Here is a 10,000-nt window from a genome sequence, read left to right on the forward strand (position 1 = left end):
AATTCTAAAATTGTAGGAATTCTTACTTTTAGAAAATTCTTTTTCATTTCTGCACAAACCCACGTTATTTTAAAGTTTTGCGACGGATTCTAGTTATTTTTTCGCATAAAATCATATTGAGTTAATTTTCATTCCGGAGAGTCTTTTAACGTGAATAAAGCAACCCAAACATTTTGGACAAAGCTGTATAAAAAGCAATGGCACGTAAAACATAAATTCGATTTTTTATTAGGAACGGGCTTGCTTCGTCTTATTAACCCTTCATTCCAAAACATTCCGGTTGATCAATTAACGAAAATAGAAATTGCACTCCCCTATTTCACCTATCATAACAACGTTGATGAAAGCTCTTACGTTTAACGTGCACTTTTCCTATCATTTTCTTGAAAATTTCGTATTTGATCCGTACATTAGAATTTTATTCTGCTATGGAAAAGACTCGGTGTCAAATTCCAAACGGGTTTAGCGATCGGCTCCCGATACTTTATAAGCGATCAAGTTTATCGCTTAACGGAATTGGTATTTACGAATTACGATACCAATTCCAAAACTTACGGACGTATAAATAATTTATTAGAAGCTATCTCAAAAATACTTTATCTTTGTTTAAAACGCCGATTCCAATCATTCTAAGATATTTTTGAGATAGCTTCTAGGCACAAAGGAAAGGCAAATCTGGTCCACTCCGCAAGACTCGGAACTGGCTTTAATTGGTAATAAAACAAAGCCTTTACTTGAAATGAGAATATAATTTTAATTTCGAACCGCAATTCATAAGTAATTCATAAAACTCTAATAATACTATCTCAAAAAAGCGCTTTCAACGATCCATAAAACAACCGTTGTAAAATCTCTTCCTTTTCAACTTCATTTCGGAATTTGTTTCAAGACTTACAAAATTTCTTAAGCGTCACTCATTTTCTATTGATCTCTATATAATGGAGTTCCCAAAATCCTGCCTCTAAACGGGAATCCGTGCTAAATTTGACGGTATTTCTTTATGTAGGCATCGGTAATAAACTTGGAATTGATATGTTACTAAGTCTCGCCTACGAATAACCGCAAATTATAGCACAAATCCGTCTTTTAGGCATATAATTCCTCAGTATGAAACCTTGACCAAAGAAAACTTTCAAATTTTAAAACGTTTTTATCACGTTTATAAACGTTATACACTCTTATGAGTTTCTATATAATAATCCACTGAAATTCTTCCCGATCCATATAAAGAAAAATGGAAAAGCAAAAGGAGAATCATCGCGGCATACGGAAGATTTGATCCAGGAGCCATAAATCCTTCCTTACCGTGAATAAATATAACCGCTCCGACCAGCACGGGAACTTGAAGAAGCGCCGCAAAGCGAGTCAATAGTCCCGACAAAAGCAAAATCCCCCCGCATATATGTGCGATTACTATATAATGAGCGAGTAATGTAGATGCCATCGGAGCATTGTTCATCTCCATCAAACGAATCAACGCATCCGTGTCGTATAAGAACTCCAGACCTTTATAAATTAAAACTCCTCCAAGATAAATTCGAAGGAAATCGACCAACCAATCCCGATGTTCTTGTAGCCAACGGTTCAAACGATCCATACTTCACCTCCAGATTTTCAGGCTAGTGTTATCATACCTTTTTCCAAAACTTTTGCAAGGGAAGAACTATCAAAATTTGCTAAAAACCGATCTTTCTAAAAATATAACCGCCAATCCGATCTTTCAGGATTCAAAGATAAACTCGTTTCGAACAAAGATATTTTTTAATTTAGAGTCTCTTTCCAAAGACAACTTTCGATTGCTTGTGGGCTTCCCTAAATGATTCGTCAAACCTAAAATGTCCAGGTTTCGATCTTTTAAACTTCCTCCTACTGAGAACTATATAACAAGGTGCTGAAATTCTATGTCTAAACGGGGAATTTGTCTCAAAATTCATAGTATCCTATTATGTAGGGACCAGTAAAGAATCCAAAGAGAATAAAAATTCTCCCGCGATCCGGCATCGAAATAAACAGAGCCGGAAGTTTGCAAATTAGAATCGATCTTTAAAAATTTCTTTTGAGCGGCCACGGAATCGGAGTTCCGCCTAAAATCAGAATAAATTGATATCGACTTAGCAAATTTATATTTAAACCGAATTGAAACAAAAGAAGAAATAAGACAAAGCACCAAAATAAGGACAGAGGCCATTCCAAACTTAGCGGAATTTGAAAAGAAAACACTCATCCAAAATTTCTAAACTTTATGTTTTTTGCGAAACATAAAGTTGTACATTAGAATAAAATGTTTTACGAATTAATTGCACCCATCTTTCCAGAATGAAAATCGTAAAAAGCTTGAGAGATTTCTTCCTGAGTGTTCATCACAAAAGGGCCGTATCTTGCAACCGGTTCATCCACCGGCTCTCCTCCGATCAAAAGAAATTGCCAATCGTTCGGAGAATTCTCGTGTAAAGAAAATCGAACATCACCTTTGCTTCTTTCAAACCAAACCATCTCCCCTTCTTTTAAGAAGATGTTCCCTTCTTTTTCAGTATGCAAAATGCCATCTCCGGAAAAAGGGAAAGCGAATACATTATACGACTCAGGAATAGGAACAGTAATATCTGCACCCGGAATTAAACGAAAATGATAATATAAAATTGGAATTTTAGTTTCGATTACGGCTGTTGTTCCAAACACTTCTCCCGCGATAACTCTAATTTTTGTTTTTCCATCGGACGTTTCAACTTCGGGAATTCTTTCGGAAGGAGTGTCTTGATATCTAGGATGACTCATTTTTTGAGAAGAAGGCAAATTGACCCACAATTGAAAACCGTGCATCCAACCGCCGTTCTTCTGAAAATCGTTTGAAGGTAATTCAGAATGAACCAGACCGGAACCTGCCGTCATCCACTGAACGTCTCCGGATTTTAATTTTCCGTAGTTCCCCCATGAGTCCCTATGTTCCATCTCTCCGGTCAATAAATAAGTGACCGTTTCAAATCCTCTGTGCGGATGTTCTGGGGCACCAATCGCTTTTCCGGGTTTATATTCCACAGGTCCCATTTCGTCTAATAACAGAAAAGGATCTAGCTGAATTAAATCTCGAACGGGAAAGGGTCTCCGTACCGGAAAACCTCCTCCTTCGATGGTTCTCAGAGACGGTCTGATGGTTTTCACTTTTCTCAGATTCATAAATCAAGTGCTCCTCTCACTTTTTGGTCACGATGCAAATACCTTATTGAGATAAATATAACGACTACAATCATGATCACTACTACTGTAACTTTTTTAGTTTCATATTCTTTAGACGATGCTTTTCGATTTGTGGCGGATTTTAGAAACTTAGTTTATTGGGGGGATAGAATTTCCAACGTCTCGCCAATTCCTTCCAGGAATGGAAATCATTTTCCCGTTTATGAACTACTCTATTCTTTCGGACCTTTCAAACTCAAGGCAAATTATTTCGCAAAGGAATGGACTCCAAATTCTCGAATGATTATGGAAATTCATAGTTCGTTCATAGACCAAAGAGACATTTATACATTTCAAACTTCGAGTCGAGGAACTAAAATAACTTTTACAAATCATTCTAAACTTAAATACCCTTATCACTTCGGAGAATGGGTATTTGCTTCGAGAATTAGACAAAGAATCTGCAAAGAAATGAGACAATTGCAGAATTGTTTATACCGAGACGGCTCCGGTTCTCCCAAACACTTTCAAATCATTCGAATTTAATTTTTCGATTCAAATTCCTCTTGCTTAATTTTATTTTTTTAGAAAGAATATTCCCGGTTTTGAATCCGTGGAAACATCTAAGAATCATTCAGTTCCAATCCCATTTAACGAGAAGGAAAGACTCGATGCCCTACATTCGTATCAGATCATAAATACGATTCCGGAAGAAAAATTCGATTCGCTTACACAAATAGCGGCTTATATCTGTGACTCTCCGATCGTACTCATTTCTTTGATCGATACGAATCGACTTTGGTTCAAATCGAAAATCGGAATGAATATTTCCGGAATTCCGCGAGACATTTCGTTCTGCCAATACACAATTATTCAAGATGAAATTTTCGAAATCGAAAACGCCTTAAAAGACGAAAGATTTCAAAACAACCCTTTCGTTTTAGGCCCACCTTATATTCGTTTTTATGCGGGCACACCTCTAAAAACACCGGAAGGATTTAACGTCGGAACTCTTTGTGTATTCGACACTGAACCGAAAATACTAAATTCCAAACAGAAAATGATTCTAAAAGTGTTATCCAATCAGGTCATCGCAAACTTAGAGTTGATTAAAAAAAACCGGGAACTAGTTCTGGTTCACGAAAAAAAGGAAGAACTCCAAAAATCTAAAAGCCAGTTTTTTGCGAATATGAGCCACGAAATCCGCACTCCGGTTCATGGAATCTTAGGAGTCACGGGTCTTTTATCGGAAACGAAACTTCAACCGGAACAAAAAGAATACGTCGACATAATCCGAAGAAACGGCAACCTTTTGCTCAACCTTCTAAATGATATTTTAGATTTTTCTAAATTAGAATCATCTCATATGAAAATCGAAATAATAGCCTTTGATCTTATGGATCTATTAAGGGACGTGTTCTATCTTTTTGAGACAGACGCAAAACGTAAAAATTTGGAATTCAAAATGGTTGGAGATCAACCTTCCTCTTTGATCATTTCGACGGATCCGAACCGGCTGAAACAGATTCTAGTCAACCTCATCTCAAACGCATTCAAGTTCACCGAAAAAGGAAGCGTATCGATCGAATTTGAATTCGACATCAAATCCGATTCGAAACAATGCGATATATGGATTCGGGTAAAGGACACCGGAATCGGGATACCGGAACAAAAACTCAAAGAGTTATTCCAAGCCTATACGCAGATGGATACTTCCGTTTCGAGAAAATACGGAGGAACCGGACTCGGCCTTGCGATCAGCAAAGGTCTTGCAGAAACGATGAATTTAAAACTGACCGCACAAAGCGTCATAAATCGAGGAAGTGTTTTTGAAATTTCGGGTAGGATTCCTCTCGCCGAAAGATCGGAAGTAAACTTCGAACCTAAAAAACTAAACCCCGATACAAACGGAGCTTCCATTCAAGACCTAAGAATCCTTGTAGCCGAGGACAACGAAACCAATCAAATGTTGATCAAAAAAGTTTTAGAAAAGTTGGGGTACAAACCGGTGATCGTTTCCAACGGAATCGAAGCACTACATCACATAGAAACAAAAGGAACCGACGTTTTTTTCTGGATATTCAAATGCCGGAATTAAGCGGAATCGAAACTGCCAAAATTCTCACACAACATACCAATCAGTCCATTCGTCCTTATATCATTGCTATGACGGCCAATGCGAGCCAAAAAGACAAGGAAGACTGTCTGGCGTCCGGCATCAATGAATACGTCAGCAAACCGTTTCATAAAGAGGAAATCGCCGATCTACTGAATGATTTTATTGCCAGGAAAAATTCAAAAACATAGAAACAATTTCACTTCGACGCAACTTGCAGTTCGATAAATCGGGATCGAACTTTAACTTCGATTTTTTTATTTCATTAGCGAATTTTCATGCCGACTCAACACAGCCAATCCTATATACGATTTTGAATTTCGGTCAAAAATTTTTAAGCGCCGAATTTGATTGTTTCGTAAAATCGATATAAGGTTTTTTCTTGCATCGAAAGATCATTTTGTAAAAAATCGGGTTAAACTCAGAGTCGGTAAAACGATTCTTCGTATATTCTTTAAATATAATATTACTTAGGAAAATTTAAATGGCACAAGTTACACTCAAAGGCAATCCGGTATCGTTAGAAGGAAAAATTCCCGCTCCAGGGGATAAGGCTCCAGACTTCAAAGTGATCAAACAGGATCTCGCCGAATTCAGTCTTAAAGATTATTCGGGTAAAGTGAAAATTCTCGTAGCCGTTCCGAGTTTGGACACTTCAGTTTGCGCTCTGGAAACCAGAGTATTCAACGAAAAAGCGGCAGGGCTTTCTGACATTGCAACTTTGATTATCTCGGGCGACTTACCCTTTGCGATAAAACGTTTTTGTTCCACGGAAGGAATCAATTCTCCGAACCTCGTAACAGGATCTCAATTTAGAGATTTCTCGTTTTCAAAAGCGTACGGAACTCATATCGCGGACGGTCCGCTCAAAGGACTCTCCGCAAGAGCGGTCTTTGTCGTGGATAAATCGGATACGGTTCGTTACGTAGAACTTGTTTCCGAAATCGGGTCGGAGCCGAATTACGAAGCGGCACTTGACGCGGCCCAGGCAGCACTGTAAAAAATCCAATCCTTACGGCTTGTTCGGAATCGAACATCAAGCCGTAAGACGTATGGAAAAGTTAACCTATACTTTATCTCTACGTGAACAAATCTTCTGATAAAATTTTCACATAAACCGGAATGAGTATTTCAAATATTTGTTTATTTAGTGTTTGTCCCAAAACCTCAAAGGAAATTTGTGAGAGTTCCCACAGATTTTGTCTCTTTGACGGCTCTTTACGCTTTTTGAGTGATTTTTTCGTTGTTTAAAAACGTAGGAGTTCCCACATTTTTCAGGTTTTGAGACCGGCTCTAAGTCGTTAATAACAAAATGCAGTAGTTCCTACGTGTTAGATGTCAGAGTTTTGGATAGATTCTTTGTATTACTGATCCTTATATAATAGGTTGCCATAAATTTTGAATCCCCGTTTAGACACAGAACCCTTGTCATATAATTTTCAGTAGAAACGAATTTTGAGAAAAGCAGTCAGTTCGAGAACATGGAGTATGGACTTCATTAGATTGTAAGGAGCATTGCAGAAATTTTCCTTTTTATCCATGCCGGTTTTTTTGAAGCTCAAAAATGTTGAAATCCGGAAAATTCAAAGATTTTCTCCGAGTTTCTTTGAAAGAATTTGACTCCTTTCCAATCCTGTGTTGTTCGTCCAATTTTTGTAATATTAATTTTATCTAATGTATCTGGTAGTTCTTCCGAACTTAAAAAGATAAGTTCCAATTCTTCCCCAGAACTGAGAATCTCGTCCAAACTTAAATAAGCGGAAGAATCGGAAGGAATTTTTTCCAAATCGATTTTCAATCCGAGTTTCGAAGAGTAAGCCAATTTGGGAAGATCTTGTAAAAGTCCGTCGGTAAGGTCCATACAGCAGGAAACCGGAAAGCGTTTCGAAAGTTCTTTGGAAACGTTTAGCCTCGCTTTGGGAGTAAGATGTCTTTCCAAGGCAAGACTTCGGAGCGGTTCCGGCACGTTCAAACTTTCGTTCAAAAGTTTGTAACCGAGCAAAGAAAGACCTACCGAACCCGTGAGATAAAGAAAATCTCCGTTTTTACCACCCGAACGTTTCCAAGGTCGGACCGTAACACCGATTAAAGTCAAAGTCAGATTGAGAGAAGTAGAGCGATACGTATCTCCGCCACAAAGTTCGATATTGTAAAAAGATAAGGCTTCTTGTAATGAGGAAGCGAAAGGACGAATCCATTCTTCCTTAGAACATTGGGAACTAAGACCTAAATTTAAGAACGCCTTAGTCGGAACTCCGCCACCTGCGGCGATATCGGAAACGTTCACTTCTACGAGTTTCTTGGCGATTTCTTTCGGGCCGCTCCACTCGGTTCTAAAATGAGTTCCTTCGCAGATCGTATCGGTTGTAAAGATCCGACCTTCTTCGTCCAGATAACAGTCGTCAGTTTGAGCGGTTCCGGGCGGATACAGGACACGAATGATTTCCGATTCTTTCAAATTCAAATTTTCCTTTAAAAACCTTGACTTTCTTTTTGATTTCAAATTAGTCGAAAGACTATGAAACAAATCATTCTATTCTATTGTTTGATCCTACTTCCTTTTGTCGCCGGATTTTCTCAGGACACCGGCAAAAACCAAACTTGTATATACTCGTATGATCACACGAGTACGAAGTTCAGTTGGAAAGCCTTTAAATTTACGGAAAAAACCGGGGTCAGCGGTTCTTTTGATAAAATCCAAGTGGTCGGAACAAAGGCCGGAAATTCCCCCGAAAAAGCCCTCAAAGGAATGAAGTTTACAATCGATCCGAATACGGTTAACTCGGGAAATAACGATCGAGACGCAAAAATCAAGTCCGCATTTTTTTATCCTTTGAAAAAGAATGGAAAAATCGAGGGTAAGGTCGTTTCCGCAGAATTAAATTCCGACAAAACCTCCGGAAAAGGAATCATTTCCCTAACTTTCAACGGAGTCACCAAAAATCTGGACGCAAGCTTTACTCTCCAAGAAGGAACCCGACTTAGCGCAAGTTCAAATTTGGAGCTCGGGAACTTTAAAGCTCTGGCGGCAATTGACGCACTCAATCAAGTATGCAAAGATTTGCATAAAGGAAAAGACGGGGTTTCTAAACTTTGGCCGGAAGTCGAACTTACAATTTCCACTCAACTCAAGGCGGATTGCAAGTGACAAAACGAAAAGGATCGTCTTGAATTTGCTTTTGCACTTTTTGGAATATCTTTCTATCTCGCATAACCTTATTTAGAAATATGTTCAGGAGTATCCTTGTTCCTAATCGGTGGGAACTCCTGCATTTTGTTACAAACGTACCGAATGATTATAACCAATTTTTCTTAAGATTTTAGAATAAACCCTCAGTGATATTCATCCCACGAATCTAAATGTTAGAAAATGAGACGTAACGAAAGTAAAATCCATCAGAATAGTCTATGAGTAAAAAAGAATATTCTAAATCTGTCGAAGGATATTCGGAAAAATCCGATATCCTAAAAGAATTTAAAACCTTGCCCGGAGTCGGAAAATCGATCGCGATGGATTATTGGAATCTGGGTTTTAGAAGTTTGGACGAGATTCGGTCAACCGATCCGGAAAAATTGTACATTCGTTGTTGCGAACTTCACGGCGGCTATGTGGACCGCTGTATGCTTTATGTCTTCCGTTGTGTTCACTATTCTTTGAATACTAAAAAACCGAACTCGGAAAAGTTAAAGTGGTGGAATTGGAAGGACACCGAAAAAATTCAGAAATCGAAACGGTAGTTAACACCGAGTTGAACATAAGTAAGAATCGTTTTGGATTCGTATAACATCGGAATCAAAATTTTCGGTCCGAAAATCTTCAGTCCAATTTGTTCTTGATTATCTTCGTTGTCGGATATATAACCGGTTTGGAGAGTATTCTTTAAAATCATATTGCTCGTTTCCACGAATACGCTCCAATTTCCTTTCACCTTTGTAGAAAGTTTGAGATTAATTTCGGTTCCGGTTGATTTCCACCAATAGTCCAATCCGATTTGGTTGAGACGAAACATCGTATTTGAGCTGTCGATTCTATATTCATAATTTTTAAAGGAAGACGGACTCGTCATATCCAAACGAAGAATTTGTCCTTGAAACACGAATCGTTTTAGGAATTTCCATTCGAATCCGATTCCGAAACTGTATCCTTTATGATGACTCGAATATTCGCGAAAGCTAATACGACTCGGATTGACCCCACTCGCAGTCGACGGTCCCAAACTATCCACTTCTTGACTTGTGTTTGTCCAAATTCTCTCGACACCTCCCAAAATTTGCAGATCCAGGATGGGATGTGGGTAAGGAGTAAAACCGACGCGGGAAGATACTTTTTGAAATTTGGTATTTGCGTTTCCAAAGATTGCATTAGTCGCTCTTTCACCGGACGAACTTGAATCCCCGGTTCCAAAAGCAAGAGTTTGAAATCCGCTCACATCGATATTATGTTTCGCTTCCGTTCCCCGTAACTCGAACGTAAAACGATTCCAAGCGTACCGGATTCGAGTCGTAGAACCATTGTTTGGTGTTTTGTATGGATTGGTAAGAATTTCCGCCTGACCCGAACTACTGAAAGCCAAACCTGCATATTGAATGGTTTGATAAAAAGGCCGGAGCTCGGATTGTTCGGTTCCGTTTCCGACTCCGAAGGAAACTTCGAGATAATGTCTTTTTGAATTTATAAGCTCCTGTTCTCTTTCTTCGACACTTTTTTTC

8 protein-coding genes and 2 pseudogenes (1 of these 10 cut by a window edge) are annotated in these 10,000 nt (G+C 38.6%); 6 read left to right on the top strand and 4 right to left on the bottom strand.

The window, feature by feature from the left end; all coding sequences use genetic code 11:
* Positions 1-213 precede the first annotated feature (213 nt).
* A pseudogene (locus tag LEP1GSC062_RS24295) lies at positions 214-573 on the top strand (hypothetical protein); the annotation flags it as partial.
* A gap of 595 nt (positions 574-1,168) precedes the next feature.
* On the opposite strand, the gene LEP1GSC062_RS12810 reads toward LEP1GSC062_RS24295, so the two are convergent.
* Both LEP1GSC062_RS12810 and LEP1GSC062_RS12820 read right to left on the bottom strand, forming a co-directional pair.
* Positions 1,169-1,588 carry a DoxX family protein gene (locus LEP1GSC062_RS12810; protein WP_176091458.1) on the bottom strand — a complete coding sequence of 140 codons (420 nt, stop codon included), beginning with the start codon at positions 1,586-1,588 and terminating at the stop codon, positions 1,169-1,171.
* Positions 1,589-2,286: 698 nt separating this feature from the next.
* Entirely contained in the window at positions 2,287-3,174 is an 888-nt protein-coding gene (locus LEP1GSC062_RS12820; RefSeq protein WP_020984448.1) for a pirin family protein, read from the bottom strand.
* Positions 3,175-3,246: 72 nt separating this feature from the next.
* Here LEP1GSC062_RS12820 and LEP1GSC062_RS12825 point away from each other — a divergent pair, with 72 nt between their 5' ends.
* The 3 genes and pseudogenes from LEP1GSC062_RS12825 (at position 3,247) to tpx (ending at position 6,290) form a co-directional block, all read left to right on the top strand.
* Positions 3,247-3,720: an LIC13081 family protein gene (locus LEP1GSC062_RS12825; RefSeq protein ID WP_010577702.1), complete on the top strand. Its 474-nt coding sequence runs from the start codon at positions 3,247-3,249 to the stop codon at positions 3,718-3,720.
* A 67-nt stretch (positions 3,721-3,787) separates the two neighbouring features.
* Positions 3,788-5,481: pseudogene (locus LEP1GSC062_RS12830) on the top strand (GAF domain-containing hybrid sensor histidine kinase/response regulator).
* 293 nt (positions 5,482-5,774) lie between these two features.
* Positions 5,775-6,290 (top strand): thiol peroxidase, encoded by a 516-nt coding sequence (tpx, locus tag LEP1GSC062_RS12835; RefSeq protein WP_010577701.1) that lies wholly within the window; start codon positions 5,775-5,777, stop codon positions 6,288-6,290.
* A 558-nt stretch (positions 6,291-6,848) separates the two neighbouring features.
* Here the strand turns inward: tpx and thiL are convergent.
* Positions 6,849-7,793 carry a thiamine-phosphate kinase gene (gene thiL / locus LEP1GSC062_RS12840; RefSeq protein WP_170875450.1) on the bottom strand — a complete coding sequence of 315 codons (945 nt, stop codon included), beginning with the start codon at positions 7,791-7,793 and terminating at the stop codon, positions 6,849-6,851.
* A gap of 15 nt (positions 7,794-7,808) precedes the next feature.
* Here thiL and LEP1GSC062_RS12845 point away from each other — a divergent pair, with 15 nt between their 5' ends.
* Complete coding sequence (locus tag LEP1GSC062_RS12845; RefSeq protein WP_010577699.1) at positions 7,809-8,438, top strand: YceI family protein; 630 nt, start codon at positions 7,809-7,811, stop codon at positions 8,436-8,438.
* Positions 8,439-8,698: 260 nt separating this feature from the next.
* The gene (locus LEP1GSC062_RS12850) at positions 8,699-9,028 is read left to right on the top strand and encodes a helix-hairpin-helix domain-containing protein (protein WP_010577698.1); all 330 of its coding nucleotides are present in this window, start codon (positions 8,699-8,701) and stop codon (positions 9,026-9,028) included.
* On the opposite strand, the gene LEP1GSC062_RS12855 is transcribed toward LEP1GSC062_RS12850, so the two are convergent.
* On the bottom strand, positions 9,010-10,000 hold the 3' portion of the coding sequence (locus LEP1GSC062_RS12855) for an LA_0442/LA_0875 N-terminal domain-containing protein (protein WP_020984469.1). It continues 305 nt past the right edge of the window; the window shows 991 of its 1,296 coding nt (coding positions 306-1,296); the start codon falls outside the window, past its right edge; its stop codon occupies positions 9,010-9,012. The genes LEP1GSC062_RS12850 and LEP1GSC062_RS12855 overlap by 19 nt on opposite strands.

This window comes from Leptospira alexanderi serovar Manhao 3 str. L 60, from assembly GCF_000243815.2.
GTDB lineage: Bacteria > Spirochaetota > Leptospiria > Leptospirales > Leptospiraceae > Leptospira > Leptospira alexanderi.